We start from the raw sequence: 26966 nt of genomic DNA on the forward strand, positions 1-26966 counted from the left end.
GCCGGTTCACAGGACGAGCCGGTGGAGGCACAGGTCACGATTGCGAGCCTATTTGCCCGGGTGTTTGCGCGAGCCTATGCAGTGCCGGGAATTGCACGTCGCCTAGCAACCATCGGTCCCTCCTCGACTTAGATGCCAATTGGTTCAGTCGGGAGAATGCAAGATGAAGGCGCTGGTTTGGCACGGCAAGGAGGACATCCGCTGCGACACCGTCACCGATCCCGAAATCCAGGATGCGCGCGATGCCATCATCAAGGTCACGAGCTGCGCCATCTGCGGCTCCGACCTGCATCTCTTCCACAATTTCATTCCGGGCATGCTGCCCGGTGACATCATGGGCCACGAGACCATGGGCGAAGTGGTCGAGGTCGGCTCCGGCGTCGACGGCAAGCTCAAGAAGGGCGACCGCATCGTCGTGCCCTTCACGATCATTTGCGGCGAATGCGACCAGTGCAAGCGTGGCAATTTTTCCGTGTGCGAGACCACCAACCGCAAGCGCCATCTCGCCGACAAGGCTTTCGGTCACGCCACCGCGGGCCTGTTCGGCTACACCCATCTGACCGGCGGCTATCCCGGCGGCCAGGCTGAATATCTCCGCGTGCCCTTTGCCGACGCCACCCACATCAAGGTGCCGTCAGGGATCCCCGACGAGCAGCTGCTGTTCCTCAGCGACATCTTCCCGACGGGCTGGCAGGCCGCGGCGCAATGCGACATCGAACCGACCGACACGGTCGCGATCTGGGGCTGCGGCCCCGTGGGACAGATGGCAATCCGCAGCGCCGTCCTCCTCGGCACCAACCAGGTGATCGCGATCGACTGCCTGCCCGAACGACTGAGCATGGCGGAAGCCGGCGGCGCCACCACCATCAACTTCGAAACCGAGAGCGTGCTGGAGCGGCTGAACGATCTCACCGACGGCAGAGGACCGGAAAAATGCATCGACTGCGTCGGCATGGAATCGCATGTGATGGCCTCGCTGCCCGACACGCTGCTCGACCGCGCCAAGCAGATGGTGATGGCCGAGAGCGACCGGCCCCACGTGCTGCGTGAGATGATCTATGTGTGCAGGCCGGGCGGCATCATTTCGGTGCCAGGCGTGTATAGCGGCTTGTCTGACATGCTGCCGATGGGCGCCTTCATGAACAAGGGGCTGACGATGCGGACCGGCCAGACCCACGTCAACCGCTGGACCGACGACCTGCTCCACCGCATCGAGGAGGGCGAGATCGATCCGTCCTTCGTCATCACCCACACCGTCCCGCTCGAACAGGGACCGGAGATGTACCAGGTGTTTCGCGACAAGCGCGACTCCTGCGTCAAGGTCGTGCTGAAGCCCTGAAGGAGCAAGCCATGTTTCATTTCTCCAACATCGTCCGCACCAAGGGCGACCCTAAGATTGTCGAGGGCGGACCGAGCCTCAAGCGACCCGTAGACCAGCTCGCTCGCGCGCTCGGCTGGTTCAGCATCGGGCTTGGCGTGGTCGAACTGTTCGCGCCGCGGCGCGTCACAGAGACGCTGGGCATGGAAGGCCATGAGACCATGGTCCGCGCTTTCGGCGTGCGCGAGATCATGGCAGGCATCATGTCGTTGTCGGTCGAGAAGAACGCCGGCCTGTGGGCCCGCGTCGGCGGCGACGGGCTCGATGCCGCCGCGCTGCTGTCGGGCCTGACGGCCGACAATCCCAAGAAGGGCAACATCGCGCTGGCGCTGCTGGCGGTCGGCGGCATCGCGATGCTCGACTACCGCGCCGCGCAGGACACCAAGCCGAGGCGACCGGCGCGGGATGCACCGCGCAAGCTCTATCCGAACCGCAGCGGCTTCCCGAAGGGCATCGAGAACGCCCGAAACGCGGCGAAACAGATCGCAGCGCCCGACAAGGCGTGACCTCGCGCTCGATCCGCGCCGAGGCCGCGAGGAACCATCCGCGCCTCAACGCGTCTGATCAACGCCTCCGACGTCCCCCCTGCCGGAGGCAGACTACGCGAAACCGCGACCCCGGCGTCACCGCCCCTTCAGGCGCCGGGGTCAGCGGCCTGGGTCGCCACGGCCTTTCGCAGCGTGTTCGGCGACACCGTCGATTGAACGCCCCTACTCCCTCCAGAACTCCGCAAGCTCCTCCGCGGTCACCAGGTCGACCTGGCCATGAAAGCGGGTGCGATACATCGTCATGAGCGCGTCGTGCCCGACGTCGGACGAGCTGCATAATGCGTCCTCGACGATGACGATCCTGAAGCCGAGATCGACCGCGCTCAGCACCGTCGAGAGCACGCAGACATCCGTCTCTGCGCCCGAGATCACGACCGTGCCGATCTTCTTGTCGACCAGCAGGCTCGCGAGAGCCGGATTGCTGAACGCGGAATAAGCCGGCTTGTCGATGACAGCCGCGGGCGGAACGAACTTGCTCAGTGCGGGCACGAGCTCGAGCGCGGATGGCTGCAGGTGCCTGCGCGTGGCCCGGCTCCAGCGATGAAAATAGTTCTGCCACTGACCGGGCCGATCTTCCGGATCCTGCGGCGTGATGAAACGCGTGAAGATCGTCCTGGCCTGATGGTGCGCGACGATCGAGGCGATCGTCGGCAGAACCCGCTCCATCCACGGCGTCGCCCACAGACCTCCGGAGGCGAAGATGTTCTGCATGTCGATGCAGAGGTGAACGGCCTCCCTGATCTCGGCCACTTCCGACGTGCTGTCCCTCATCGTCCTCCACCGTCAGACGCATTCGGCGATCCATAGCGAATGCGGAGACGAAGGCTTTGGTTCCGAACCGCCACCGTGCAGAAGCGGACCAGGAATCCCCGACGCGCGGTTACGCCGGCGTTGCGGCCGGCGCCACGTCGAGACGCACCGCAACACCATCCAGCTCCGGGCTTGGCGCCGGGTAGAGCTTCATGACCAGCGGATCATGGCCGGGAACGATATGGTCCGCGTCAGGTGCCGCTGTGCGCAGCTTGTCGAAGCCCACCAGCATGTCGCCAACGTGAAACGCCGTCGTGAACGGGCGCTCGCTCGCCATGTTCTCGTAGAAATGGCTGACGTCGGAGGCGAGCACGACGGGGCCGCGGCGTGTGTTGACGCGGACGAATTGAAGGCCGGCGGAATGCCCGCCGGCAGCATGCACCGTCAGCCCGGGCGCAATCTCGGCATCGCCGTCGTAGAACAGCACGCGGCGCGCATAGTTCAGCCGCACGATCCCGCAGACGTCCTCGACCTCGAACGAATGCGACAGCCGCGGATATTGCATGTAGCGGCCGGTGGCGTAGGCGAGCTCGCGCTCCTGGAGATGAAACCGCGCGTTGGGAAACCGGTCGAAATTGCCGGCGTGATCGTAGTGCAGATGCGTGAGGATCACGTCCTTGACGTCGGCGACGTCGACGTCGAACGCGGCAAGCGTTTCCACCGGGCAGCGCAGGAAATTCCGCCTGCGCTGCCTGGCGACTTCCGCGTTGAAACCAGTATCGATGACGAAAGTGCGCCCGCCTCCCCGCGCCAGCCACATGAAATAATCCATCGGCATCGGCCCGTCATGCGGGTCGCCGCCGATGAAGTGCTCGCTACGCTGCGCCTCCCGCGTAGCGTAGCGGATGGCGAAGAGTTCGTAATCCGGGCCAGCCATGGCGCCTCTCAGGAACCGGCCGCGTCGACCTCGTTGAACGCCTCGCGCGCGTTGCGGAAGGCGTCGATGCCGGCCGGGACGCCGCAATAGACCGCGACCTGGAGCAGGATCTCCTTGATCTCCTCCTTTGTGAGTCCGTTCTTCAAGGCGCCCTTGACGTGCAGCTTCAGCTCGTGCGGGCGGTTCAGCGCGCCGAGCATCGCCAGATTAACGATCGAGCGCGTGCGCCGGTCGACGCCGGGCCGCGTCCACAAGGCGCCCCAGCAGAACTCGGTCGACCATTCCGCCATGGTGCGCGTGAATTCGTCAGCACCGGCGATGGACTTGTTGACGTAATCCTCGCCGAGCACTTCCTTGCGAACCTTGAGGCCCTTGTCGAACAGTTCGGTCTTGCTCATGATCGTCCCTTTCAGGTCTTGAGAGAGTTGAGTTGGAAGTCGATTAGCGCGATGGCGGCCGCAGCGATCGCAGGAGAGTGGCGACGTCATCCGCCGCATCGAGCCGCCAGACCGCGTCGATGACACGGTCCGCGTCCCAGTCGCTTCGGCCGGTCCGCACGCCCTCGCGCAATTTGGCTTCGAGATCGCGATCCGTGAGCGGCGCCGCCTGGCTGCCGCGCGGCGAGATAACGGTCTCGGTGAGGACATCGCCGGACGCCAGACGCAACGTCACGCGCGCGGCGCCATCGGGCATCTCGCTGTCCAGCTCCGCCCTCACCTTCTGCCGCAGTTGCGCGACATCCAGCCGGACCACCGTCTGATGCGCGAACTCGGCAACCCCGGCCGCGCCGATCAGTAAACCGCACGCCACGCAATGATGGATGCTGACGCGCGCATCGCGCTCGTTGTTGACGGGACGGTCGCCGCGCGCAAGCAGCAGCGCCGAACCGTGCACGATCACCTGCTCGATCTGGTCGCCCCGCCCGCCAATGCGCTTGCGCAACTGCAGGCAGGCGTCGATCACCGCGTGAAAGACGATGCCGGCCGGATACGGCTTATAGGTATTCTTCGCGATCTCCCAGGTCTTGCCGAGACCGTCGAGAAGCCGGGCGATGTCGGGCTCGTCCCCCATGGTGCGCGCCCAGCCGAGCGGACCTTCAATGGCGCGCGGCGCGGCCTCATAACCCTGTTGTGCCAGCAGCGCGGCGAACAGTCCGTTGCGCGCCGAATTGCCGACGCTGACGTTCTTGGCGGCACTCGGCAGGTTCTCGACATTGCCGGCCGACTGGCTCGCAGCCACTCCGATCGCGTTCGCAATGCCTTCCGCCGGCAGGCCGAGCAGCTTCGCACAGGCCGCGGCCGCGCCAAAAATCCCGCAGGTCGACGTGATGTGCCAGCCGCGCGCATAATGGCGCGGCGAGACTGAATTGCCGATGCGGCATTCCACATCCACGCCGAGAACGAATGCCGTCAGCACCTCTCGCCCCGACAGCTTTCGGGTCTCCGCGAGTGCGAATACGGCCGCTGCGACCGGCGCGGCCGGATGAATGATCGTCTCGGGATGGGTGTCGTCGAAGTCGAGCAGATTCGCCGAGATAGCGTTGAGGAAGGACGCGCAAAGCGCATCCGTCGGCTGGGAATGACCGATCACCGTCGATGTCGCCGCACCACTGAACGGCGCCAGCGTGCGAATCGCTGCGACGACGACGGGATCGCGTGCGGAGCCGAGCGCGGTCGCGAAGAAATTGAGGATCGATCGTCGCGCCTCGAGGCTCTGCGCTTCCACCTCCGCCCATGAAGAGGCAGCGACGAAATCAGCGAGCGTCCTGCTCACGCTTGGAATGGAATCTTGCGGCACGCGGGGCGTCTTCCTCGTTTTGTTCGGACCTTATGCCGATCCGCGGCAAACTGTCGACCCCAAATCTTATGCTTGACAGCTTGTCTGACAATCATAACAATCCGGCCCGTTGGCGCGGGATCCCCGCTGCCACGACGACGGCGGCCGGGACGGCCGGCCGGCGAACGCGTTTGACCAACGAGATCAAGACAGCGCGCCCGTCAGGGGATCGCGCGGACAGGGAGTAGACGATGGCGGGAGAGATTCTCGGCGTGATCGGCACGGGTCGCATGGGCGGTCCCATGGCGGGACGATTGATGGACGCGGGCTATTCGCTCGTCGTCTATGACACGCAGGCCGAGGCGGCTCAGCCGCTGGTCAAGCGCGGTGCACTCCTCGCCAGTTCGCCGGCCGACGTCGCTTCACGCTCCGACATCGTGCTCGCCAGCCTGCCGACACCCGACATCGTCAAGGCCGTTGCGCTCGGCCAGGACGGCATCAGCAGCGGCAACCGCGCCAAGATCGTCATCGATCTCTCGACTTCGGGCCCCGGTGCGGCGAAATTCGTCGCGGAAGGCCTGAAGGCCAAGGGCATGACGCTGGTCGATGCGCCCGTGAGCGGCGGCATCAAGGGCGCGGTCAACGGCACGCTGGCGGTGATGGTATCCTGCCCGCAGGCGACCTACGAAACCGTGCAGCCGATCCTGAAGAATTTCGGCAAGCTGTTCTACACCGGCGACAAGCCCGGCGTGGCGCAGACCGCCAAGCTCGCCAACAATCTGATGGCGGCCGCGGCACTCGTGATCACCTCGGAAGCCGTCGCGATGGGCGTCAAGGGCGGCGTCAACGCCAAGGTGTTGATCGACATCATCAACGCCAGCAGCGGCCGAAACAGCGCCTCGGAAGACAAATTCCCCCGCGCGGTGCTGCCCGGCACTTTCGATTTCGGTTTTGCCACAGGCCTCTCCTACAAGGACGTCCGTCTCTGCGTGGACGAGGCCGAGGCGATGGGCGTGCCGATGGTCTGCGGCGCAGTGGTGCGGCAGATGCTTGCGATCACCAACGCCAAATACGGCGCCTCGTCCGACTTCACCTCGATCGCCAAGGTGCTCGAAGAGTGGGCCGGCGTCGAGATGCGCGGCTGATCGCGCAGGCACCAGGGAGCAACCCGCGATGACGATCGGCCCGACCGTATCCGGCAAGATCCCGCTCGCGCGCCAGATGGCGCGGAGCGTGCTTGCGCTGGATATCGGCTTTTTCGGGCCTGAGGTCGTCGCCAAGGCAAAGCTCTGTCTGCTCGACTTCCTGTCCTGCGCCTTCGAGGCTGGCAATCACCCGTGGAGCCGTCAGGCGGTTGCGATCGCGCAGGCCGGCGGCGACACCACGATCATCGGGACTTCGCAGCATTCGTCAGCGGCCGACGCCGCCTTCGCCAATGCCGTGATGGGACACGGCCTGGTGCGGGAAGACATGCACGCGGCCAGCATCGCGCACCATGGCGTCGTGATCTGGCCGACCCTGCTCGCGCTGTCGGAGCAGAGGCCGCTGCACGGAACGAAGCTGCTGGTTGCCGCCATCATCGGCTACGAGACCGGTGCGCGGATCGGCCGCGCGCTCCTGACCTCCGATCTCGCGCGGCTCTATCGTCCGACCGGCCTGGTGGCGCCCCTGGGCGCCGCGCTGGCGGGAAGTTTCGCGCTCGGCCTCTCCGAGGATGCCGCCACCAGCGCGATCGCGATCGCGGCCAATACCTCCGGCGGACTCAACGAATGGCCGCATGCCGGCGGCTCCGACATGTATTTCCATCCCGGCTTTGCCGCCAGCAATGCGATCAAGGCAGTTGGCCTCGCCGCGGCCGGCGCGTTCGGCTCGGAAACGATCCTCGAAGGCGAAGCCGGCCTGTTCGCCGCCTATCGCCGCCAGGCCGCGCCCGACAGCATCGCGCTGTTTCCGAACGGCGAATGCGAGATCACGGCCGTCTACAACAAGCCGGTGCCGGCGTGCAATTTCGCGCAGACCGCCGCTCAAGCGGCGCTGCGCGTTTCGCACGAACTCGCCGGCACTGACGAGATCGACCGCATCGTCATTCGCGCACCCGATGCCGCCGTGCGCTATCCCGGCTGCGACTCCATGGGGCCTTACCGCAATGCGCTTCAGGCCAAGATGAGCATTCCCTTCAGCGTCGCGGCGACGCTGGCGCGGGGCGAGATCGAGGAAGAGAACTATTCCGAGCTCGATGATGCCGAGATCATCCGCCTAGTCGCGATCACTGAGCTCAGATCCGACGCCGGCTTCACCGCCGCGTTCCCCGGCAAGCAGGGCGCGGAGGTGTTCGTACATCTGCGCGACGGCCGGGCCATCCGGCACGCTTTGCCCGACGTCATCGCGGCAACGCCTGCAGATATTCGCGCACGCTTTCGCAACTCGGCAGCCGGTGTCCTCGGCGAGGACCGCGCGCGCCGGCTCGAGCAACTCATCGACGATTGCGAGCAGCTCGGCAATGCCGGCGATATCGCCGCGCAGTGCCGCCTGAACGCAACGGAACGGGCTTTACGATCGGCATCATAAGAAGTGCCGGAGAATACGGGGGAAACATGGTCGGTTTGGAGACCAGCTTGATATTGTCAGCCGCGAGCGCGGCCACCGCGCGGAGGCCGGGCTGATGGAAGGGTTCTTTCAAGCGCTCGCCGCGGGCTTGCTGATCGGAGCCGTCTACGGCCTGATGTGCGTCGGGCTCGGCCTGATCTTCGGCGTCATGCGCGTCATCAACTTCGCCCATGGCGATTTCATGATGCTCGGCATGTACACCGCCTTCTATCTTTTCACCGCCGCCGGCGTTCAGACGCTGTTTGGCAACACGGTCGGGCCGTTCGTCGCCATCCTCCTGGCCGGGCCCGTGCTCGCGGTGTTCGGCTATTTCGTGCATCGCACGCTGATCTCGCACGTATCGGGGACGCGCACCGCCTCGCTCGAAGGCGAAGGCCATTATGCCCAGCTGATCCTGACACTCGGCATCGCGCTTATCTTGCAGAACGGCGGCCTCATCGTGTTCGGCTCCGTGCTGGCCTCGATCCGGACGCCGCTGTCGAGCTCCGCCTGGGAGCTCGGCCCCTTCTTCGACATGAGCATCTTTCTCAACAAGGCCCGCAGCATCGATATGATCATGTCGCTGGTGGTCATGACCCTGCTCTCGCTGCTAATCACGCGGACCCGGATCGGCAAGTCGCTCCGGGCGGCCGCGGACAATCCGACCGCCGCGACCTATATGGGCATCGACGTCGACCGCGCGCACCGGACCGCCTTCGCGCTCGGCTGCGGCATCACCGCCATTGCCGGCGGCCTGCTCGCCACCAACTACCCGTTCCACCCCTTCGTCGGTCTCGAATACGTCATCGTCATGTATGCCGGCGTCGTGCTCGGCGGCATGGGCAGCATCATCGGCGCCTTCTGGGGCGGCATGACGATCGGCCTCGTGCAGCAGATGTCGACGCTGATCCTGCCGACGCAGTTGCAGAACGCGGCGATCTTCGCCGTCTTCCTCCTCATCATCTTCTTCCGTCCGCAAGGCTTCTTCGGGCGCATGGTCGAGAGGACATGACCATGCTTCGGATGCGTTCACTGCTGCCACCCCTGCTCTTCACGCTCGCTTATGCCGGGATCTCCCTCGGCGTCACCAACTCCTACTATCAGCTGATCCTGACGCTGGTGCCGGTGTGGGCGGTGTTCGGCCTGTCGTGGAATCTGCTCAGCGGCTACACCGGACTGATCTCGTTCGGCCACGCCGCCTTCTTCGGGATCGGCGCCTATGCGACCGCGCTCGGCCAGATCTATTTCGACATCTCGCCCTGGCTGCTGATCCCGGTCGCCGCCATACTTGGCGGCATCGCAGGGCTCCTGATCGGATTTCCGACCTTCCGCCTGCAGGGTCACTACTTCGCGTTGGCGATGCTGGCCTATCCGCTCGCCATTCTCTACGTGTTCGAGTGGCTCGGCTTCCAGGAGGTGACGCTGCCGATCAAGCGCGAAGCGCCGATCGCCTATATGCAGTTCGCCGATCCCCATCTCTACACGCTGCTTGGGCTGGCGCTCATGCTCGCCACCATCGTGCTGACGCAGGTGATCGAGCGATCCCGCTTCGGCATGGCGCTGCTCGCGATCAAGCAAAACGAAGCCGCGGCTGAAGCGGCCGGTATCAACACGCTGGCCTGGAAGCTGCGCGCGATCACGCTCAGCGGGGCGATCGCCGCGGCCATCGGCGGATTCTACGCCCAGGTGCTGCTGGTCGTGACCCCGGGATCGGTGTTCGGCATGCTGGTGTCGGCGCAGGCGCTGACGGTCGCGATGTTCGGCGGCGTCGGCACGGTGTGGGGCCCGGTGATCGGCTCGGTGATCCTGATTCCGCTTGCCGAGATCCTGCACGCCGAAGCCGGCGCGCGCATCCCCGGCATCCAGGGCGTCATCTTCGGCCTTGCCATCGTCTGCGTCATCCTGCTCGCGCCGGAAGGCCTGTTCTGGAAGCTGCGCGATCTCCTGCGCAAGCGGAATGCCCCCAAGGCGACGGCAAGCGACATTGCGGAAACGGTCGCCCCCAATGTCACCACGCTGCGGCCGGCTTCGCCGCGTCCCGCGACCGGCGAAGTTGTGCTCGAGGTCCGCAATCTCTCGCGCTCCTTCGGCGGTCTCAAGGCCGTGCAGGATGTCAGCTTCAAGCTGCACAAGAACGAGATCCTCGGCATCATCGGCCCCAACGGCGCCGGCAAGACCACGCTGTTCAATTTGCTCAACGGCTTCCTGAAACCGAGCCAGGGTGAAGTACTGATCGGCGGCCGCGACATGTCGGGACAGCGGCCGCACGTGATCTGCGAGGCCGGAATCGGCCGCACCTTCCAGGTGATGCGGCCGTTCCTGCGCATGTCGATCCTCGACAACGTCGTGGTCGGCGCCTATGTGCGCGCCCGCACCGACGACCAGGCGCGCCAGTTCGCCGCCGACGCAGTTGCCCGCGTCGGGCTCTCCGCCGTGGCCGATCGCGTCGCCGGCGAGCTCTCGACCAAGGAGCTGCGACTGATGGAGCTGGCCCGCGCGATCGCCGGCCAGCCGCGCATCCTGCTGCTCGACGAAACCCTCGCAGGCCTCGGCCACGGCGAGGCCGACGAGGTCGTCGCGGTGATCCAGCAGCTCGCGCGCGACGGCATCACCATCGCCATCATCGAGCACACCATGCAGGCGATGGTGCGCCTCGTCGATCGTTTCCTCGTGCTCGACCACGGCGCCGTCATTACCGAGGGCCTGCCCGAAGTAGTGACGCGCGACAGCCGTGTCGTCGAGGCCTATCTCGGCAAGAAGTGGGCGGGCCATGCTGCGAATTGAAGGCTTGAGCGCGGGCTACTCCGCAAAACCCGTCTTGAACGACGTCTCGATCGAGGTCGGCGCCGGCCAGTTCGTCGCCATCGTCGGCCCCAACGGTGCCGGCAAGACCACGCTATTCAAGACGATCTCCGGCATCGTCAAGCCGAGCGGCGGCGCGATCACGTTCGACGGCGTCGATCTGCTCGCGGTGCCGCCGCCGCAGCGCGCCCATCTCGGCATCGCCCACGTCCCGGAGGGACGCCAGGTCTTCCCGTCACTGACCGTGATGGAGAATCTGGAAATGGGCGCGATGACCGAAAGCGGTCGCCGCGACTGGCAGGCCAACATCGAGCGCATTTTCGAATGGCTGCCGGTGCTGAAGGAGCGCCGCGATCAGTTCGCGGGCACGATGTCCGGCGGCCAGCAGCAGATGCTCGCGATCGGCCGCGGCCTCGCCTCCTCGCCGAAGCTCTTGATGCTCGACGAACCCTCGATGGGGCTCGCGCCGTCGACAGCGGATTTCATCTTCGAACGCCTGATCGATATCCGGCGTCAGTCTGGGCTTACGATGCTGCTGGTCGAGCAGCGCGTCGCGGAAGCGCTGGAATCCGCCGACCACGGCTACGTCCTCGAAGCCGGACGTGTCGTGCTCGAAGGCAACAACGACACGCTGCGTGCCGACGATCGGGTGCGCAAAGCCTATCTCGGCATGTGAACACCATAAGAACAAAGAGCAGGGAGAAACAAATGAACAAGACTTCAAAAGGACTGACGCGCCGCACTGTGCTCTCCGGCGCCGCCGCCGTCAGCCTCGCCGGCGTGGCGCGTGCGCAGGCGCCGGCGGAGGTGAAGGTCGGACTGATCGTGCCGCTGTCGGGCATCTACACCCGCCCCGGCCAGGTGATGAAGATGGGCGCCGAGATGGGCATCGAGCACATCAATGCGCAAGGCGGCATCAAGGCACTCGGCGGCGCCAAGCTGAAGCTGGTCGTGATCGACTGCGGCGACACCACGGAAAAGGCCAAGAACGCGGCCCAGCGTATGGTGGCGCAGGAGCCCGATCTGGTCGCCGCCACCGGCTCCTATCTCTCGTCCTTCACGCTCGCAGTCACGGAGGTGACCGAGCGCGCCGAGCTGCCGGTGCTCACGCTGTCCTATTCGGACCTTTTGACCGATCGCGGCTTCAAATACATCTTCCAGACCGCCGCGACCGCGAGCCGCCAGTCCGAACTCGGCCTGCCGACATTGATGAAGCTCGCCGAGAATGCTTCGGGCAAGAAGCCGAAGACCGTGGCGATGTTGATGGACAACACCGCAACGTCGGTCGCAACCGCCAAGGCGCTGAAGGAGAAGCTGTTCGCGCAGGAAGGCCTTCAGCTCGTCGTCGAGGAAGTCTGGACCCCGCCGCTGTCGGATGCGACGCCGCTGATCCAGAAGGTCCGCTCGGCGAAGCCCGACCTGCTGCTGTTCATGCCGAATGCGGTGTCGGACGCCAAGCTTGGCCTCGAGAAGATCAGCGAGTTCGGCCTCGGCCAGGGCAAGATCCCGACCGTGTCCTTCAGCATCACCATCGCTGAGCCAGACATGCTTCAGAGTGTGAGCCCGGAGACGGTGCAAGGCATCATGACCATCGTCGCCAATTGGGGCTCGAAGGGCCACGAGGCGCTGATCGCCGAGCTCAAGGCCAAATACAAGGAGCCCTGGATGACGCAGAACGTCATCTCGACCTATGGCGACATGTGGCTAATGAAGGAAGCGCTGGAGAAGGCCGGCAAGGCCGACCGCAATGCGGTCGCACAGGCCTTCCGCACCATGGATGCCGGCCCGTCGAAATACTATCCGGGCGGCCAGCTCAAATTCGACGAGAAGGGTCGCCGCGTCGGCGCCGGCGTCGTCATCGTGCAATGGCAATCGGGCGTGCCTGTCACCGTCTATCCGCCCGAGCTCGCGCAGGCGCAGCCGTTCTGGCCGAAGAAATCCTAAGCGTCGCGCAAATCCTGGGGAGGAAACTGTCATGACTGCCAAGAGCAAGATCACGATATCGCGGCGAACCCTGCTGGCCGGCGCTTCCGGCACGCTGATCGCATCCCGCGCCTGGGCGCAGCAGCCGGCGGAGGTCAAGGTCGGCCTGCTGGTGCCGATCTCCGGGCTCTATGCCCGCCCGGGAACGGTGATGCGCGAAGGCGCCGAGATGGCAATCGACCACATCAACGCACAAGGCGGTGTCAAGGCGCTTGGCGGCGCCAAGCTGAAGCTCGTGGTGCTGGATTCCGGCGACACCACGGAGAAGGCCAAGAACGCGGCACAGCGCATGGTGGCGCAGGAGACGGATCTGGTAGCGGCCAGCGGCGCCTATCTGTCCTCGTTCACGCTCGCGGTGACCGAGGTCACCGAGCGTGCCAACCTGCCGATGCTCACCCTCTCCTACTCCGACCTGATCACCGAGCGCGGATTCAAATACGTGTTCCAGACCGCGGCCACCGCGGGGTCGCAGGCCAAACAGGCATTGCCCCAGCTCATCAAGCTGGCGGAGACGGCCTCCGGCAAGCGGCCGAAGACGGTCGCGATCCTCACCGACAACACGGGCGCCTCGATCGCTTCCGCCAAGGCGATGCGCGAAGGCCTGCTGGCGGAAAACCAGCTGCAGCTGATCGTCGACGAGACGTTCACGCCGCCGCTGGCGGATGCGACCTCGCTGGTGCAGAAGATTCGTTCGGCCAAGCCCGACTTGCTGTTCTTCCTGCCGACCGTGATCTCGGACGCAAAGCTGCTGCTCGAGAAGATGAACGAGTTCGGCCTCGGCCAGGGCAAGATCCCAACGATCTCGTTCGGCATCGCCATCGCCGAGCCGGACATGCTGCAGACCGTCAGCCCCGAGCTGCTGCAGGGCGTGTTGACCTGCGTCGCAAGCTGGGGCGCCAAGGGGCATGAGGCGCTGATCGCCGAGTTAAAGACCCGCTACAAGGAGCCGTGGATGACGCAGAACGCGATCTCCACCTATGGCGACATGTGGGTGATCAAGGACGCGCTGGAGAAGGCCGGTAAGGCCGACCGCGTTGCCGTCGGCGAAGCGCTGCGCACCATGGATGGGGGCCCCTCCAAGTATTACCCGCTCGGCGAGATCAAGTTCGACGAGAAAGGCCGCCGCGTCGGCGCCGGCATGACCATCGTGCAGTGGCAAACCGGCGTTCCAGTAACGGTATTCCCGCCCGAGCTCGCGCTGGCAAAACCGTTCTGGCCCAAGAGCTGATTAAGAGCTGACGACGCCCCGAACAAGAAACGGAGAACAACATGGACAAGGCGACCTACGACCGCGGACTTGAGATCCGCAAGAGCGTGCTCGGCAACGAATTCGTCGACAAGGCGATCGCATCCGCCGACGAGTTCAACCGTCCGATGCAGGATCTCACCACGGAATATTGCTGGGGTTACGTCTGGGGCCGCGAAGGCCTCACCCGCAAGACGCGCAGCTTCCTCAATCTGGCGATGCTCTGCGCGCTCAACCGGCCGCACGAGTTGAAGACGCATGTCCGCGGCGCGCTCGCCAACGGCGCGACCAAGGAGGAAATCCGCGAGGTCTTCATGCAGGTCGCGATCTATTGCGGCGTGCCTGCCGGCGTGGATGCTTTCCGCAACGCGAAGGAAGTCTTCGCCGAGCTCGACAAGAAGTAACGGAGCAGGACTGCAAATGAAGGGCAAATGGGCACTCGTGACCGGCGCGACTGCGGGCCTCGGCTTCGCCGTGGCGGAAGGCCTGGCGGGCGCGGGCGCCAACATCGTCCTTCACGATCTCGCTCAGCCGAAGCAGGCTGCGGATGACCTTCGCGCCCGCTTCGGCGTCGAGGTCGTCGCAGCCGGCGTCGATCTGTCCCGGCGCGAGGCGATCGAGGCCGGGATGGCGGACCTGCTCGCCCGCTGCGGTGCCATCGACATCCTCGTCAACAACGCGGTCGTCAGGCATTTCTCCGCGATCGAGCAGTTTCCGCCGGAGCGTTGGGACGAGGCGCTGGCCGTCAATGTGTCGGCGCCGTTCCACCTCATCCGCCTGGCGTTGCCGGCGATGAAACAGCGCGGTTGGGGCCGGATCATCAACATGGGCTCGATCTATTCGAGCCGCGCGGTCGAAGACCGCATCGACTACGTCACCACCAAGACGGCGATCGCAGGCATGACCCGCGCCGTCGCGATCGAGACGGCGCGCAGCGGCATCACCTGCAACACGCTCTGCCCCGGCACGCTGCCGACGCCGGCCATCCTGAACAAGATCGCGACGATGGCGGAGACAAGCAGCCGTCCCGTCGCGGACGTGACGCGCGACTATCTCGGCGAGCGCCAGCCGACGCAGCGCTTCATCGACATGGACGCGGTTGCGGCCATGGTCGTCTTCCTCTGCGGCCCCGCCGCAAACGACATCACCGGCGCCAGCCTGCCGATCGACGGCGGCTGGTCGGTCGCATGAGCACTGGAATGGGAGTGTTGCGATGACTGAACAATCGAGCCAGACCGTCGTGCTGACCGGCGCCGCCGGCGGGATGGGACGCGCCATCACCAAGGCGCTGCTGGACAGCGGCCGCCGCGTCGTGCTGGTCGACCGCGACGCCAAGGCGCTTCAGGAGCTGGCGGCGACGGCGGGCGACAAGGTGTTTCCGATCGAGCTCGACATAAGCGACGCCAAGGCCGTCGATCGCCTGCCCGATGCCATTCCCGGTCATTTCAGGCCGGTCGAAATTCTCATCAACAATGCCGGCCACGACATCGGCGGCCGAACGCGCTTCGACGTCGGTTCTGCGGACGATTGGTCCAACATCATCCAGACCAATCTGATCGGCCTGATGCGCGTCACGCGCGCGATCCTCCCCGGCATGGTCCAGCGCAACGCCGGCCATGTCGTCAACATCAGCTCCATCAACGCGGTGCGGATCGTTCCCGACATGGCGGCGTACAGCACTAGCAAGGCGGGCGTGCACATGTTCACCGAGACCTTGCGCGGCGAGCTGGCGGACACCGCGATCCGGATCACCGAGCTGCAGCCCGGCCTGACCCGCACCAACATCATCCTGACCCGCTACCGCGGCGATACGCAGAAGGAAAAGGACTATTTCGACCAGTTCAGGATGGCGCTCGATCCGGCCGATATCGCCCGTTCGATCGTCTTCGCGCTCGACCAGCCCGCCCACGTTCAAATTGCCGAAATAATGATTCTGCCTGTAAACCGGTACTGAATTTTCCCGAACAGGACCCGGACATGGAAAGACGTAGCGAATTGCAGTCGACACTCCGCATCGAAGACGTCCCGACCGTCCGGGCGATGGTGGCGCAGAAGCTGCGTGAGGCGATCATGTCGGGAACACTGAAGCCGGGCCAACGCCTGGTCGAGCGCGAGCTCTGCGAGATGATGGGCGTCAGCCGCCCCTCGATCCGCGAAGCGCTGCGTGCGCTCGAGGCCGACGGGCTGGTCAACATGGTCCCGCACCGCGGCCCCGTCGTGTCCACCATCAGCCTCGAAGAGGCCCGGCAGCTCTACGCCGCGCGCGCCGTCCTCGAAGGCTTCGCCGGCCGCGAATGCGCCAGGCTTCACGACCCCGAAGTGGCCCGCCGGATCGGCGACGCCCTGACCCGGCTGAAAGCGGCCGCGGCCAGGCAGGACCTCGTCGGATGCCTCGAAGCCAAGACCGATTTCTACGCGGCGCTGATCGGCGGCTGCCGCAATGCGTTTATCCAGCGCATGCTCAAGCCGCTGCACGATCGCATCCAGCTGCTGCGGATCACGTCGATGTCGCAACCGAAGCGGATCAACAAGAGCCTTCGCGAAGTCACCGCGATCTGGCGTGCGATCCAGAGCGGCGATGCGGATCTCGCCGAACGCTGCTGCGTCGACCACATCAACGCGGCCGCGGTGGCCGCGCTCGACATGATCGAAAAATCGTCGGCGGCCAAGGAGGCGGCGCCTTCCGACGACTAGAACAATGCCGCCATGGAGTGTTCGATGAAGTTTCTCGTACGATCGCTGATCCTGTTCCTCCTGCTCTGCCCAGGTGACGCGGCGGTCGCGGACGACTACCCCGTCCGCCCCGTCACGATGATCGTGCCCTTCTCCGCCGGCGGCCCGGGCGACGTCATCGCGCGTATCCTCGGCAGCGCCATGAGCGCGACGCTGAAGCAGTCCGTCGTCGTCGAGAACGTGGTCGGTGCCGGCGGGACGCTCGGCACCAACCGCGTCGCCAAGGCTGCTCCTGACGGCTACACGCTGCTGCTGATGCATGTCGGCCAGGCCACCGCGCCTTCCCTCTACGCCAAGCTGCCGTTCGACCCGGTCGGCGACTTCGCCCCGATCGGGCTCGTCACCGACGTCCCGATGATCCTGGTGGCGCGGCCGAACTTCCCGGCCAAGGATTTGAGCGAGATGATCGCCCGGATCCGCAGCGAAGGTGACAAGATGACTTTCGGCAATGTCGGTCTCGGCTCGGCCTCACAGCTCTGCGGCCTGATGTTCATGAGCACCACCGACACGAAGCTCTCGCAGATCTACTACAAGGGCGGTGGACCGGCGCTGAACGACATCATCGCCGGCCATATCGACGTCTATTGCGATCCCGCAACAGGGCCGACGCCGTACATCCAGTCGAAGACCATCAAGGGCTATGCCATCACCAGCAAGACACGTGTCGCGACGCTGCCGGATGTGCCGACCTCGGCTGAAGCCGGCGTTCCCGAATTCAACGTCACGACCTGGTACGGCCTCTACGCACCGCGCGGCACGCCGAAGCCGGTGGTGGATCATCTCGTCGGCGCGTTGCAGACGGCGCTGAAGGATCCCGCGTTGGTCAGCCGTTTTGCCGAGCTCAGCATGGCGCCGGTCGAGCCCGCGCGTGCAACGCCGGAAGCGCTCGAAGCTTTCCTGAAAGCCGAGATCGGCAAATGGGGACGGATCATCAAGGCGGCGGGGATTGAGCCTCAATAAGCGCCGGCGTCACATCATGTAGCCGGAGTGATCTGAACCGTGATGTCAGCGACTACGATATTCTACTCCAGTTCATCCCAGCAGGACGCGCCCTGTTCTATCGTGCGAAACGAACTCTTCTCCGAGCAAGACGCCGGAGAGATTGAAACGCGTATCAAAGCTGCTGGTCCGGCACTTTGCCTGCCACGACCGCTCCGCGCAGGGCAAAGAACAATCACTTGAACGTTCGAAATTCCGGCTGAAGCGCAAAGCGGCTTGACGAAGTCGTCGATATCGATTGTTATGTTATAACATTACATATCTGGTCCAATGCCTCGCCCTCCCCGTATCCCCTTGAAAAGACTGTTCGATCTCGATGCGAAAACTCCCCGTCACCGTCTTGTCCGGCTTCCTTGGGGCTGGAAAGACCACTTTGCTGAACCACGTCCTGAACAATCGGCACGGCCTGAAGGTGGCGGTGATCGTGAACGACATGAGCGAGGTGAACATCGATGCGGATTGGGTCCGCGATGGCGGTGCGAACCTGTCCAGGACTGATGAGAAGCTGGTCGAGATGACCAACGGCTGCATCTGCTGCACGCTGCGCGACGACCTCCTGAAAGAAGTCCGCGCCCTCGCCGAAAACGACCGGTTCGATTATCTGCTGATCGAATCCACCGGCATCTCCGAGCCGCTGCCGGTTGCGGCGACCTTCGACTTCCGCTCCGAGGATGGCGAAAGCCTCTCCGACGTGGCACGCCTCGACACCATGGTCACCGTGGTCGACGCGGTGAATCTGCTGAGGGATTATTCATCGACGGATTTCCTGGAGCAGCGCGGCCAAGCGCTGGCGAACGACAAGCGCACGCTGGTCGATCTCCTCGTCGAGCAGATCGAGTTTGCGGACGTGATCGTGCTCAACAAGGTCGATGACGCCTCGCCGGCGCAGCGCGAAGCCGCGCGAAAGATCATCCGGGCGCTCAATCCGGAAGCAGAGCTGATCGAAGCCAACCACAGCCGGGTCCCCTTCGATCGCATTCTCGACACCGGCCGGTTCGACTTTGAAAAGGCGCAAGCGCATCCGCTCTGGTTCAGGGAACTCTACGGCTTCGCCGATCATGTGCCGGAGACGGAGGAATACGGCGTCACCAGTTTCGTCTATCGCGCGCGCCGGCCGTTCGAACCCGAAAAGTTCGACAAGTTCGTGCGAGAACCCTGGCCCGGCGTCATTCGCGGCAAGGGACATTTCTGGCTGGCGACGCGCCCGCAATGGCTTGGCGAGATCAGCCAGGCAGGCTCCATCACGCGCACCGAGGCCCTCGGTTTCTGGTGGGCGAGCGTGCCCGCGGAACGCTGGCCGGACGACCCGTTTTGGCGCAAGCGGTTGCGCGAGAACTGGAACGAGGTCTATGGCGATCGTCGCCAGGAAATCGTGTTCATCGGCGCGGGCATGGACGAGAGCGCACTTCGCGCACGCCTGGACGCGTGCCTGGTCCCGGGCAAGCCGGCCATGAACGTCACGGAATGGGCGAAGCTTGCGGACCCGTTTCCAGTCTGGCGGCGCGCGAACGAAGTCGTGGGCCGCGAATGACCAAAATCGTCCGCTTCGCCTCCAAATCAGACCTCGAGCGGCAGCGCCTCATCCGCGAGGCGCGCGCGATCTACGACAGCATCTTCCCGCCGGACGTCCCTGCCGGCGGCTGCGCGCATGATCGGTCGGGTCAACCGCCGGCGCGCGAGGCACCCGCCGAAATCAAGTCCAGTCGATAATGAGATGAAGATGGTGCGCTCGGAGGGACTCGAACCCCCACGATTTTACTCACTGCCACCTCAAGGCAGCGCGTCTACCAATTCCGCCACGAGCGCTTTGGGGCTGCCGGCTTGCGGCCTGAAGGCCAGCCGGATCAACGGCGCCGATCTAACAAATCCATCAGAGGGGTACAAGCCTGCAAAGGCCCTGAATTCCACAGCTTTGCAGGAAAGTTCCGGCTCCTCCCCCGAATCGGCCCTCGCCGCAGGCCCAGGCCGCGACCGCGTGCCCCCCGGCCGCTACCGCGTGCCCTGGCCGTTACCGAGTGCCCGGCGTGCGCGGCAGCATCTGCTTGACCTCGACCGCGATCCGGTTGCGGTCGACCAGCACGACGCCGGAGGCGACCGGCAGATTATTGGCCAAAACCTTGACCTCGTCGGCCTCGGTTGCGTCCAGCTCGATGATGGCGCCGCGGGAAAGACGCAATACCTGATGGATCGGCATGGTGGTCGTCCCGAGGACGACCATGAGATCCACGGTGACTTTATCGAGAGTGGGCACTGTCTGGACCGCCGCAACAGGGACTAAGGACCAAGGACTTCGGACAAGGACTTGGCATTTGCGCCTGCAATGATCACCACGTTATGGTTAGCCAATGGTTAATTTGCCCCAAAACCCGCGCCAAGAGCTGGATTTGACGTCGTTTTCCGCCTCCGGCGGCCAGCCCGTGGAGTGGCGGATCTCGGACGCGCCGGTACCCTATCCGGAGGCGGTCGCCGCGATGGAAGCCCGGGTCGCCGCCATTGCGGCCGGCGAGGCCCCGGAACTGGTCTGGCTGCTCGAACACCCCCCGCTCTACACCTCCGGCACCTCGGGCAAGGAGGCCGACCTGCGCGATCCCCGCTTCCCGATCTTCGCCACCGGGCGCGGCGGCCAGCTCACCTATCACGGGCCGGGCCAGCGGGTGGCCTATGTCATGCTCGACCTCAAGCGCCGCCGGCCGGACGTCCGGGCCTATGTCGCGAGCCTGGAGGAGCTGATTCTGCGCACGCTCGCCGCCTTCAACGTCCGCGGTGAGCGGCGCGAGGACCGGGTCGGCGTCTGGGTGAAGCGGCCCGACAAGGGGGCCGAGCACGAGGACAAGATCGCGGCGATCGGCGTGCGGCTGAAGCGCTGGGTCTCGTTCCACGGCATCGCCATCAATGTCGAGCCGGAGCTGTCGCATTTCGCCGGCATCGTTCCTTGCGGCGTTACTGACGCCCGCTATGGCGTCACCTCACTGGTCGATCTCGGTCAGCTCTTGACCATGGCCGACGTCGACATCGCGCTCCGGCAGGCGTTCGAGGAGCTGTTCGGGCCGACCAAAGCGTTGGTGCCGGAAGCGGCCGTCTAACACCTTTGTCTCCGAGCCTGATCGCGCCTGCTCTCCCCTCCTCGCGGGATCGGCTATGCTCGCGTCAGGCGTCGCCCACGCCTCCCTCCTCCGCCGGGAAAGCAGACAGGTCCGTGCGCTGAAATCCTTCGCACGCGACAAGGGGGTGATCGTCGTCTTCATCTCGCAGATCGACCGGTCCTACGATCCCACGGTCAAGCCCTGCCCCGATCTCGACGATGTCCGCCTGCCAAATCCGCTCGACCTGAGCTGCTCGACAAGACGTGCTTTCTGAACGGAAGTCCAGTTTCGGGCAGCGAGCTGACGGCCAGGCCGCGGGTGAGATCTCTAACCCGCGGCTTGCAGCCTCACGCCGCAGCTAGCGCGACGTCGAGCTTGCCGGCGATATAGCGGCGCTCCTGGGTGAGGCCGCCGAAGCCGTAGGCATCGCCCTTGACCTCGTCGACATGCAGATAGGTCTCGGGATGCAGCGGCCCCAGGATCTCGGCCATGCGCTTGAACATCGCGGCAAGATAAGCGGCCTTCTCGTCCTTGGTGTTGGTGCCCTCCGTGACGTGGATGTCGATCCAGTAGCTTGCAAGCTTCTGCTCGGCGAGCGACTTGCCGCCGGCGAACCAGTCGCCGGCCTCGACCGACTTCACGATGATGGCGGTCACCTCGGGATTCTTGTGCAAAATCTTTGCGGTGAGCTCGGACACGGCGCTGGCGATGTCGGCCTTCAGCGATGGCGACTGGCGCGACGAGGTGTAGGACACGGTGATCAGGGGCATGGTGGTTCTCCTCAAGTAGCTGCGCGAGTGTTGCGCGGCGTTGACGAGAACCTAGACCTCCTCTCGTCATTTTGGTATCTTATCTCTGTTGATACCAGTGATAACAATTCATAATGACCGTCACCCTCGATATCGCCACGATCAAAGCCTTCCTGCTGGTCGCCGACCTCCAGAGCTTTACCCGCGCCGCGGAAGCGCTCGGCACCACGCAGGCCGCGGTCAGTCTCAAGCTGCAGCGGCTGGAGACGTTGCTCGCAAGACGCCTCGTCGAGCGCTCGCCGCGCGCTGTCAGGCTTACCGCCGAAGGCGCCGGCTTCCTCGACCGCGCCCGCGCGCTGATGGCGGCGCACGATCGCGCCCTGTCGGGCGAGGCCCCGGCCGCGCAATCGCTTTCGCTCGGCATCTCCGATCATGCGGCGGGCCCCGAACTGGTGCCGCTGCTGGAGCGCCTGTACGCGATGTCGTCAAACCTCACCCTCGCCGTGACCATCGGTTTCTCGCGCGAGATGCAGGACGCCTATGACGCGGGCGAGCTCGATGCCGTAATCGTCCGCCAGGAAGGCAGCCGTCGCGGCGGCGAGAAGCTCACCGAGGACGATTTCGGCTGGTTCGCGTCACGACGCCTCACCTTGCCGAAGGGCGAGCCGCTGCCGCTCGCGACCCTCGCCCCGCCCTGCGGCGTCCGCGCCGTCGCGGTGCGCGCACTCGACAAGGCCGGCATCGCCTGGCGCGAGCGGTTCGTCGGCGGCGGCGTGACGGCCGTGGCCGCAGCCGCGCTGGCCGGACTTGCGATCGCGCCACTGGCTAGGCGGATCGCACCGCCCGGGCTGATCGACATCGGGCCGACACACAGGCTGCCGAAGCTCGGCAGCTCGAAAGTGATGCTGCATTCCAAGGTCAGCGATCCCGCGAAGCTTGCAGCGCTGCGTGCGGTGGCGGCGACCTTTCGGAGCGTCACCGCCACCTGACGTTCACAAGATCGCCTCGAACGCGCTGCGCAGCGTCTCGTGCCGGAAAACGAAGCCGCGACTCAGCGCCTTGTTGGGCAGCACGCGCTGACCGCCGAGCAGGAGCTCGTCGGCGAAGCCGCCGCCGATCCTGCGGAGCAGACCGCCGGGAATGCGGAACACCGCGGGCCGACGCAGATGGCGGCCGAGCTCCTCGGTGAACTTCGCGTTGGTGACCGGAATTGGCGCGGTGGCGTTGACGGGGCCGGCGAGATCGGGCGTCGCCATCACATAGGCGATCAACCGGATCAGATCGTCGCGCTCGATCCAGGACATCCACTGCCGCCCGGTGCCGATCGGGCCGCCGAGGCCGAACTCGAACGGCGTCAGCATGCGCGTGACGAAGCCGCCTTCGGTGCCGAGCACGAGGCCGATGCGTAAGTTGACCACGCGCACGCCGAGCTCTTCCGCCGGCCGCGCCGCCTTCTCCCAGGCAGCGCAGAGCTCGTGGCTGAAACAGGCGTGCGACTTCGCCGATTCCGTCAGCACCTGGTCGGCCCACAATCCGTACCAGCCGATCGCGGAGCCGCTGACCAGCACCTCGGGCTTGCGTTCGAGCCGCGCGATCAGTTTGACGACCTCGCCGGTCATGTCGATGCGCGAGCCAAGAATCTTCGCGCGCTTCGCCTCGGTCCACAGACCGTTGCCGATCGGCTCGCCGGCGAGATTGACGATGGCGTCGATCGGCGTGTCCCCCGCGAGCTGATCGAGGCTGGTGATCAGCGTCACCGGCGGCGGCAGCATCTCCGCCTTGGCGGGATTGCGGATCAGCGCGATGACGTGATGCCCGGCGCCGCTAAGGCTTGCCGCAAGGCGGCTGCCGATGAAGCCGGTGGCGCCCGTGATCAGCACGGTCTTGCGGCCGGAGAGCTTTTCGACGAGTTCGGCCGCCGGCACGCTTCGCATGCAGCCGAGCCGGCGCATCGCCGCAAAATCCCTGAGGCCGCACAGCGCCGCACCCACCGCGCAGGCGGTCGCGGCGACGCTGAGAAGGCCCTGGTTCATGACGCTCACGCCGAAGGGCTGCATCGCCCAATCGACCAGCACCGGCAGCAACAGCACGAGAATGGCGCCGTAATTGATCGCGAGCAGCGTGTGATTGATCCGCTCGCTCGGCGGCAGCTTCCGGCTCAGATCCTCCTCGACGAAATCCATCAGGGTGATGACGATCTCGGCGACCAGCACCGCGACGATCAACAGCGCCAGCAACCCATAAACCTCAAGCCAGCCGAGCACGAGGAACAGCAACGCATAGAGCATGTTGCGGATACCGTGCAGCTTGAGCTCGAAGCGCTGCGACACCCGCCAGGCCAAACGTTCGGTGAACTCATGATGATAGAAGGTATCGAACACGCCCATCACGATCTGGATGGCGATGAGGGTCCACAACAGCATCGTCATGATACGGCCTCCCTGAAGGTGGCGGACTGGTGGATCAGCGCGCCGTAACGTGGATGGATGACATCGAGGGTGAAGCGGAATGCGCTGTTGCCGAGGTCACGGTGCGTCACCGTGAGATCGCCCGGCGTCAGCCAGCGCGGCAAGGGAATCCAGAGGCGCCCGAGCTGAAGCCCATAGCCTGCGCTGCGGAAGATCAGCGTCTGGTCCTCGACCGCGGTGCGGAGCGCCATCGAGACGCCGAAGCCGACATATTCCTCGAGCCCGGTCGGACCGGCAAAACGCTTGGCGGAATGGATCACGTGCGGAAAGCCGCGCTTGCGCGCGCAGACGCGGGTCCAGGTCTGACCGCCGGTCGTGCCGTCCTCGGTCACGGTCACGATCATGGGAACACCGGTGTCGCGGCCTATCGGCAGCGGCCCGCCGATCAGCTTCGCTGCTTGCGCGATCCACCAGCCGATCTCGCTGAAGGAGATCTCGTCGACCACCCCGACATAGACGACGCTTTCGCCGTCGGCGACGCGCTTGGAGAAACGCCGCCAGGTCGCGAGCGGCAGGCGGCCCCAATCCTCGTCCGACAGCAGCGCGCGGAAGCGGCGGTCGTCGAGCAGCTTGATGTGAGCGGAGGGAGTTGCGTTGGAGCCTGATAACCTTGCCGACGTCATCGCACCCTCCTCAGCGCTATTTGGCCTTGCCCAGCGGCAGCAGGCTGGCGATCTTTTCGCCAAGCCGCATCAAGGCGACCACCCGCGGCCGCGGCACCTTCAGCATCTGCATGAACCAGTGATCGGCGAGCTCGGTGAAGGCGAGCATCTCCTTCAGCCGTTTGCTCGCGACGGGATTGATGGTGGGATCGCCGGCGGCATCCGAGACGCAGGCCCTGAGCGCCGCGATCGCCGGATCGAGCTCCCGCTCCTTGCGCCGCGCCGCAATCCTGGCGGCGACCTCCCAGATATCGGTCTCCGCCTCGTAATGGTCGCGGCGGTCGCCGAGGATCGGTACGCGCCGGATCAGGTTCCAGGCGAGCAGCTCCTTGAGCGAGTTGGAGACGTTCGAGCGCGCCATGCCGAGCGTGTCGGCGATGTCCTCCGCCGTCATCGGCGCCTCGGCGAGGTAGAGCAGCCCGTGAATCTGGCTGACCGAGCGATTGACGCCCCACTCGTCCCCCATGTCACCCCAATGCAAGATGAAGCGCTCGACGGCGACGGGGAGTTTCTTCTTTCCGGTTGTTTCTGTCATGACAGAAATATCTGACAAGACCGTTTGCTTGTCAAGTCGGTTGCGGCTCGTATACCGAATGCGAGATGCTTGCCTAAAAATGTTCCAACGTCGGGGAACCATCAACCCCTTGCGGCGTTTGCCCCCGTTGAGCAGGGTCCGGGAATGGTCGAAAAATTCAGTCAACAGAGAGACTTGTTCGAGAGCGAGCGCAGTTTCCGACTGTTGGTTGAGGGAGTGGCGGACTACGCCCTTTATATGCTCGATCCCAAGGGGATCATCACCAGCTGGAACATCGGCGGCGAGCGCATCAAGGGCTACGCGCCCGGCGAGATCCTCGGCCAGCATTTTTCCCGCTTCTACACCGAGACCGACCGCGCCAACGGCAAGCCGGCCCGTGCGCTCGGCATCGCCACGGAAAAGGGCCGCTACGAGGAGGAAGGCTGGCGCGTCCGCAAGGATGGCACCTTCTTCTGGGCGAGCGTGGTCATCGACCCGATCTATGAGGGCGGCGAGCTGGTCGGCTTCGCCAAGATCACACGTGACATCACCGAACGCCGCAATACCCAGCTCAAGCTCGAGGCGATGCAGAAACAGCTCGCCGAGTCCCAAAAGTTCGATGCGCTGGGACAGCTCACCGGCGGGGTCGCCCACGACTTCAACAACCTGCTGATGATCATCAGCGGCAGCCTGCACATGCTGAAGCGCGGCGCCGACGACCCGGCCAAGCTTCAGCGCGCGGTCTCGGCGATCGAAACCGCCACCAAACGCGGCGCCGCGCTCACCAACCAGCTCCTCACCTTCGCGCGGCGGCAGAGCGTCAATCCGCAGGCGATCGATTTCGCCGAACGCATCGCGGCGATCCGCGAGGTGCTCGATGCCGGCGTCGGCAGCTCCGTGCGCCTGACGTTCGAGATCGGCCGCGACGTCTGGCCACTCAAGACCGACGCCTCGGAACTCGAGACCGCGCTGCTCAACCTCGTCATCAATGCCCGCGACGCGATGCCCGACGGCGGCACGGTGACGATCGGCGCGCGCAATGTCGCGCTGGACGAGGCGCCGCTCGCCGGCGACTTCGTCGCAATCGACGTCGCGGACACCGGGTTCGGCATTCCCTCCGACGTTCTCGACAAGATCTTCGAGCCGTTCTTCACCACCAAGCCGATCGGAAAAGGCACCGGCCTCGGCCTGTCCCAGGTCCACGGCTTCGCCCATCAGGCCGGCGGCACGGTGAAGGTTACAAGCGAGCTCGGCAAGGGCACGACGTTCACCATCCTGCTGCCGCGCGGGACCGAAGCCCCATCACAAGAGATGACGGGAGAACCGGCGTTCCACGGCAGCGGCACAGTCTTGCTGGTGGAGGACAATCCGGACGTCGCGCTCGTCAGCATCGGCCTGCTGGAACAGCTCGGCTACCAGGTGCGCCGGGTCGCGGACGCCGAAGCCGCCTTGCGTGAGATCGAGAGCAACGGCGTCGACTTCGTGTTCTCCGACATCGTCATGCCCGGCAAGATGGACGGCCTCACCCTCGCCCATCATCTCCGCCAGATCCGACCTGGCCTGCCGATCCTGCTCGCCACCGGCTACAGCGAGGTCGCCGCCGGCGTGCGCGGCGATTTTCCGATCCTGCGCAAGCCGTACGAAATCCACGAGCTGAGCGAGGCGATCGCCAAGCTGCCGCGGTGATGGCTCTTCGCCTCTCCCGTCTCACCGCGTCGTGGCCGGGCTTGTCCCGGCCATCCACGTCTCATC

General features: G+C 65.1%; 28 protein-coding genes, 1 tRNA gene and 1 pseudogene. 20 read left to right on the forward strand and 10 right to left on the reverse strand.

What is annotated here, in order from left to right; translation table 11 throughout:
* The first annotated feature begins 163 nt into the window (after nucleotides 1-163).
* Both C7G42_RS32230 and C7G42_RS32235 read left to right on the forward strand, forming a co-directional pair.
* Entirely contained in the window at nucleotides 164-1339 is a 1176-nt protein-coding gene (locus C7G42_RS32230) for a zinc-dependent alcohol dehydrogenase (protein WP_106952876.1), read from the forward strand.
* An 11-nt stretch (nucleotides 1340-1350) separates the two neighbouring features.
* Nucleotides 1351-1884 carry a hypothetical protein gene (locus C7G42_RS32235; protein ID WP_106952877.1) on the forward strand — a complete coding sequence of 178 codons (534 nt, stop codon included), beginning with the start codon at nucleotides 1351-1353 and terminating at the stop codon, nucleotides 1882-1884.
* Nucleotides 1885-2088: 204 nt separating this feature from the next.
* Here C7G42_RS32235 and C7G42_RS32240 read toward each other — a convergent pair whose 3' ends face one another.
* The 4 genes from C7G42_RS32240 to C7G42_RS32255 form a co-directional block, all read right to left on the reverse strand.
* Nucleotides 2089-2697 carry a cysteine hydrolase family protein gene (locus C7G42_RS32240; RefSeq protein WP_106952878.1) on the reverse strand — a complete coding sequence of 203 codons (609 nt, stop codon included), beginning with the start codon at nucleotides 2695-2697 and terminating at the stop codon, nucleotides 2089-2091.
* 109 nt (nucleotides 2698-2806) lie between these two features.
* Nucleotides 2807-3613, reverse strand: coding sequence for an N-acyl homoserine lactonase family protein (locus C7G42_RS32245; RefSeq protein ID WP_106952879.1), 807 nt, complete (start codon nucleotides 3611-3613; stop codon nucleotides 2807-2809).
* A gap of 8 nt (nucleotides 3614-3621) precedes the next feature.
* Nucleotides 3622-4011, reverse strand: a complete 390-nt coding sequence (locus tag C7G42_RS32250; RefSeq protein WP_094891960.1) for a carboxymuconolactone decarboxylase family protein — start codon at nucleotides 4009-4011, stop codon at nucleotides 3622-3624.
* Nucleotides 4012-4054: 43 nt separating this feature from the next.
* Nucleotides 4055-5386 carry an MmgE/PrpD family protein gene (locus tag C7G42_RS32255; protein ID WP_245428094.1) on the reverse strand — a complete coding sequence of 444 codons (1332 nt, stop codon included), beginning with the start codon at nucleotides 5384-5386 and terminating at the stop codon, nucleotides 4055-4057.
* Between the two features lie 254 nt (nucleotides 5387-5640).
* Here C7G42_RS32255 and C7G42_RS32260 point away from each other — a divergent pair, with 254 nt between their 5' ends.
* The 14 genes from C7G42_RS32260 (at nucleotide 5641) to C7G42_RS32325 (ending at nucleotide 19448) form a co-directional block, all read left to right on the forward strand.
* Nucleotides 5641-6534 (forward strand): NAD(P)-dependent oxidoreductase, encoded by an 894-nt coding sequence (locus C7G42_RS32260; RefSeq protein ID WP_106952881.1) that lies wholly within the window; start codon nucleotides 5641-5643, stop codon nucleotides 6532-6534.
* 28 nt (nucleotides 6535-6562) lie between these two features.
* On the forward strand, nucleotides 6563-7957 hold the full coding sequence (locus tag C7G42_RS32265) for an MmgE/PrpD family protein (protein ID WP_106952882.1): 1395 nt from the start codon (nucleotides 6563-6565) through the stop codon (nucleotides 7955-7957).
* 94 nt (nucleotides 7958-8051) lie between these two features.
* Entirely contained in the window at nucleotides 8052-8987 is a 936-nt protein-coding gene (locus tag C7G42_RS32270) for a branched-chain amino acid ABC transporter permease (RefSeq protein ID WP_106952883.1), read from the forward strand.
* Complete coding sequence (locus C7G42_RS32275; RefSeq protein WP_106952884.1) at nucleotides 8984-10759, forward strand: branched-chain amino acid ABC transporter ATP-binding protein/permease; 1776 nt, start codon at nucleotides 8984-8986, stop codon at nucleotides 10757-10759. Before C7G42_RS32270 ends, C7G42_RS32275 begins: the two co-directional genes overlap by 4 nt.
* Complete coding sequence (locus C7G42_RS32280) at nucleotides 10746-11453, forward strand: ABC transporter ATP-binding protein (RefSeq protein WP_106952885.1); 708 nt, start codon at nucleotides 10746-10748, stop codon at nucleotides 11451-11453. Before C7G42_RS32275 ends, C7G42_RS32280 begins: the two co-directional genes overlap by 14 nt.
* A 32-nt stretch (nucleotides 11454-11485) precedes the next feature.
* Nucleotides 11486-12721 carry an ABC transporter substrate-binding protein gene (locus C7G42_RS32285; RefSeq protein WP_106952886.1) on the forward strand — a complete coding sequence of 412 codons (1236 nt, stop codon included), beginning with the start codon at nucleotides 11486-11488 and terminating at the stop codon, nucleotides 12719-12721.
* Nucleotides 12722-12752: 31 nt separating this feature from the next.
* Nucleotides 12753-13988, forward strand: a complete 1236-nt coding sequence (locus C7G42_RS32290; RefSeq protein ID WP_106952887.1) for an ABC transporter substrate-binding protein — start codon at nucleotides 12753-12755, stop codon at nucleotides 13986-13988.
* Between the two features lie 41 nt (nucleotides 13989-14029).
* Nucleotides 14030-14410 (forward strand): carboxymuconolactone decarboxylase family protein, encoded by a 381-nt coding sequence (locus tag C7G42_RS32295; protein ID WP_028137140.1) that lies wholly within the window; start codon nucleotides 14030-14032, stop codon nucleotides 14408-14410.
* 16 nt (nucleotides 14411-14426) lie between these two features.
* Nucleotides 14427-15197 (forward strand): SDR family oxidoreductase, encoded by a 771-nt coding sequence (locus tag C7G42_RS32300; RefSeq protein ID WP_106952888.1) that lies wholly within the window; start codon nucleotides 14427-14429, stop codon nucleotides 15195-15197.
* Between the two features lie 22 nt (nucleotides 15198-15219).
* Nucleotides 15220-15960, forward strand: coding sequence for an SDR family oxidoreductase (locus C7G42_RS32305; protein WP_106952889.1), 741 nt, complete (start codon nucleotides 15220-15222; stop codon nucleotides 15958-15960).
* 23 nt (nucleotides 15961-15983) lie between these two features.
* A complete protein-coding gene (locus C7G42_RS32310; RefSeq protein ID WP_106952890.1) occupies nucleotides 15984-16700 on the forward strand; it encodes a GntR family transcriptional regulator in 717 nt (238 codons plus the stop codon).
* 24 nt (nucleotides 16701-16724) lie between these two features.
* Entirely contained in the window at nucleotides 16725-17699 is a 975-nt protein-coding gene (locus C7G42_RS32315) for a tripartite tricarboxylate transporter substrate-binding protein (protein WP_106952891.1), read from the forward strand.
* 355 nt (nucleotides 17700-18054) lie between these two features.
* Complete coding sequence (gene zigA, locus C7G42_RS32320) at nucleotides 18055-19269, forward strand: zinc metallochaperone GTPase ZigA (RefSeq protein ID WP_106952892.1); 1215 nt, start codon at nucleotides 18055-18057, stop codon at nucleotides 19267-19269.
* Nucleotides 19266-19448: a hypothetical protein gene (locus tag C7G42_RS32325; protein ID WP_106952893.1), complete on the forward strand. Its 183-nt coding sequence runs from the start codon at nucleotides 19266-19268 to the stop codon at nucleotides 19446-19448. Before zigA ends, C7G42_RS32325 begins: the two co-directional genes overlap by 4 nt.
* A gap of 11 nt (nucleotides 19449-19459) precedes the next feature.
* On the opposite strand, the gene C7G42_RS32330 is transcribed toward C7G42_RS32325, so the two are convergent.
* Both C7G42_RS32330 and C7G42_RS32335 read right to left on the reverse strand, forming a co-directional pair.
* Nucleotides 19460-19544: transfer RNA gene (locus C7G42_RS32330), tRNA-Leu, on the reverse strand.
* Nucleotides 19545-19746: 202 nt separating this feature from the next.
* Entirely contained in the window at nucleotides 19747-19989 is a 243-nt protein-coding gene (locus tag C7G42_RS32335; RefSeq protein WP_011088012.1) for a FliM/FliN family flagellar motor switch protein, read from the reverse strand.
* A 94-nt stretch (nucleotides 19990-20083) separates the two neighbouring features.
* Between C7G42_RS32335 and lipB the strand changes: the two genes are divergently transcribed.
* Together lipB and C7G42_RS32345 are read left to right on the forward strand one after the other, a co-directional pair.
* Nucleotides 20084-20821: a lipoyl(octanoyl) transferase LipB gene (gene lipB, locus C7G42_RS32340; protein WP_106952894.1), complete on the forward strand. Its 738-nt coding sequence runs from the start codon at nucleotides 20084-20086 to the stop codon at nucleotides 20819-20821.
* 106 nt (nucleotides 20822-20927) lie between these two features.
* A pseudogene (locus tag C7G42_RS32345) lies at nucleotides 20928-21109 on the forward strand (DNA helicase); the annotation flags it as partial.
* A gap of 59 nt (nucleotides 21110-21168) precedes the next feature.
* Here C7G42_RS32345 and C7G42_RS32350 read toward each other — a convergent pair.
* Nucleotides 21169-21591 (reverse strand): tautomerase family protein, encoded by a 423-nt coding sequence (locus C7G42_RS32350; RefSeq protein WP_106952895.1) that lies wholly within the window; start codon nucleotides 21589-21591, stop codon nucleotides 21169-21171.
* A 113-nt stretch (nucleotides 21592-21704) separates the two neighbouring features.
* Between C7G42_RS32350 and C7G42_RS32355 the strand changes: the two genes are divergently transcribed.
* Complete coding sequence (locus C7G42_RS32355) at nucleotides 21705-22559, forward strand: LysR family transcriptional regulator (RefSeq protein WP_106952896.1); 855 nt, start codon at nucleotides 21705-21707, stop codon at nucleotides 22557-22559.
* A 3-nt stretch (nucleotides 22560-22562) separates the two neighbouring features.
* Here C7G42_RS32355 and C7G42_RS32360 read toward each other — a convergent pair whose 3' ends face one another.
* The 3 genes from C7G42_RS32360 to C7G42_RS32370 are packed head-to-tail and all read right to left on the reverse strand — an operon-like array spanning nucleotide 22563 to nucleotide 25235.
* Nucleotides 22563-23999, reverse strand: a complete 1437-nt coding sequence (locus C7G42_RS32360) for a TIGR01777 family oxidoreductase (RefSeq protein ID WP_106952897.1) — start codon at nucleotides 23997-23999, stop codon at nucleotides 22563-22565.
* Nucleotides 23996-24661, reverse strand: a complete 666-nt coding sequence (locus C7G42_RS32365; RefSeq protein ID WP_106952898.1) for a DUF4166 domain-containing protein — start codon at nucleotides 24659-24661, stop codon at nucleotides 23996-23998. The genes C7G42_RS32360 and C7G42_RS32365 overlap by 4 nt, the downstream gene beginning before the upstream one ends.
* A gap of 16 nt (nucleotides 24662-24677) precedes the next feature.
* Entirely contained in the window at nucleotides 24678-25235 is a 558-nt protein-coding gene (locus C7G42_RS32370; protein ID WP_106952899.1) for a GbsR/MarR family transcriptional regulator, read from the reverse strand.
* 144 nt (nucleotides 25236-25379) lie between these two features.
* Here C7G42_RS32370 and C7G42_RS32375 point away from each other — a divergent pair, with 144 nt between their 5' ends.
* Entirely contained in the window at nucleotides 25380-26900 is a 1521-nt protein-coding gene (locus C7G42_RS32375) for a PAS domain-containing hybrid sensor histidine kinase/response regulator family protein (RefSeq protein WP_106952900.1), read from the forward strand.
* The last annotated feature ends 66 nt before the right edge of the window (nucleotides 26901-26966 follow it).

Source organism: Bradyrhizobium sp. MOS003 (genome assembly GCF_003020125.1).
Taxonomy (GTDB): domain Bacteria; phylum Pseudomonadota; class Alphaproteobacteria; order Rhizobiales; family Xanthobacteraceae; genus Bradyrhizobium.

Bases quoted from the DNA above. Each gene is read 5' to 3' on its own strand.
- C7G42_RS32270 (WP_106952883.1), top strand. From the start codon at position 8,052: ATGGAAGGGTTCTTTCAAGCGCTCGCCGCGGGCTTGCTGATCGGAGCC.
- C7G42_RS32290 (WP_106952887.1), top strand. From the start codon at position 12,753: ATGACTGCCAAGAGCAAGATCACGATATCGCGGCGAACCCTGCTGGCC.
- C7G42_RS32265 (WP_106952882.1), top strand. From the start codon at position 6,563: ATGACGATCGGCCCGACCGTATCCGGCAAGATCCCGCTCGCGCGCCAG.
- C7G42_RS32300 (WP_106952888.1), top strand. From the start codon at position 14,427: ATGAAGGGCAAATGGGCACTCGTGACCGGCGCGACTGCGGGCCTCGGC.
- C7G42_RS32230 (WP_106952876.1), top strand. From the start codon at position 164: ATGAAGGCGCTGGTTTGGCACGGCAAGGAGGACATCCGCTGCGACACC.
- lipB (WP_106952894.1), top strand. From the start codon at position 20,084: ATGGTTAATTTGCCCCAAAACCCGCGCCAAGAGCTGGATTTGACGTCG.
- C7G42_RS32355 (WP_106952896.1), top strand. From the start codon at position 21,705: ATGACCGTCACCCTCGATATCGCCACGATCAAAGCCTTCCTGCTGGTC.
- C7G42_RS32350 (WP_106952895.1), bottom strand. From the start codon at position 21,591: ATGCCCCTGATCACCGTGTCCTACACCTCGTCGCGCCAGTCGCCATCG.
- C7G42_RS32245 (WP_106952879.1), bottom strand. From the start codon at position 3,613: ATGGCTGGCCCGGATTACGAACTCTTCGCCATCCGCTACGCTACGCGG.
- C7G42_RS32280 (WP_106952885.1), top strand. From the start codon at position 10,746: ATGCTGCGAATTGAAGGCTTGAGCGCGGGCTACTCCGCAAAACCCGTC.
- C7G42_RS32235 (WP_106952877.1), top strand. From the start codon at position 1,351: ATGTTTCATTTCTCCAACATCGTCCGCACCAAGGGCGACCCTAAGATT.
- C7G42_RS32365 (WP_106952898.1), bottom strand. From the start codon at position 24,661: ATGACGTCGGCAAGGTTATCAGGCTCCAACGCAACTCCCTCCGCTCAC.
- C7G42_RS32260 (WP_106952881.1), top strand. From the start codon at position 5,641: ATGGCGGGAGAGATTCTCGGCGTGATCGGCACGGGTCGCATGGGCGGT.
- C7G42_RS32240 (WP_106952878.1), bottom strand. From the start codon at position 2,697: ATGAGGGACAGCACGTCGGAAGTGGCCGAGATCAGGGAGGCCGTTCAC.
- C7G42_RS32285 (WP_106952886.1), top strand. From the start codon at position 11,486: ATGAACAAGACTTCAAAAGGACTGACGCGCCGCACTGTGCTCTCCGGC.
- C7G42_RS32315 (WP_106952891.1), top strand. From the start codon at position 16,725: ATGAAGTTTCTCGTACGATCGCTGATCCTGTTCCTCCTGCTCTGCCCA.
- zigA (WP_106952892.1), top strand. From the start codon at position 18,055: ATGCGAAAACTCCCCGTCACCGTCTTGTCCGGCTTCCTTGGGGCTGGA.
- C7G42_RS32375 (WP_106952900.1), top strand. From the start codon at position 25,380: ATGGTCGAAAAATTCAGTCAACAGAGAGACTTGTTCGAGAGCGAGCGC.
- C7G42_RS32250 (WP_094891960.1), bottom strand. From the start codon at position 4,011: ATGAGCAAGACCGAACTGTTCGACAAGGGCCTCAAGGTTCGCAAGGAA.
- C7G42_RS32305 (WP_106952889.1), top strand. From the start codon at position 15,220: ATGACTGAACAATCGAGCCAGACCGTCGTGCTGACCGGCGCCGCCGGC.
- C7G42_RS32295 (WP_028137140.1), top strand. From the start codon at position 14,030: ATGGACAAGGCGACCTACGACCGCGGACTTGAGATCCGCAAGAGCGTG.
- C7G42_RS32325 (WP_106952893.1), top strand. From the start codon at position 19,266: ATGACCAAAATCGTCCGCTTCGCCTCCAAATCAGACCTCGAGCGGCAG.
- C7G42_RS32360 (WP_106952897.1), bottom strand. From the start codon at position 23,999: ATGACGATGCTGTTGTGGACCCTCATCGCCATCCAGATCGTGATGGGC.
- C7G42_RS32310 (WP_106952890.1), top strand. From the start codon at position 15,984: ATGGAAAGACGTAGCGAATTGCAGTCGACACTCCGCATCGAAGACGTC.
- C7G42_RS32370 (WP_106952899.1), bottom strand. From the start codon at position 25,235: ATGACAGAAACAACCGGAAAGAAGAAACTCCCCGTCGCCGTCGAGCGC.
- C7G42_RS32275 (WP_106952884.1), top strand. From the start codon at position 8,984: ATGACCATGCTTCGGATGCGTTCACTGCTGCCACCCCTGCTCTTCACG.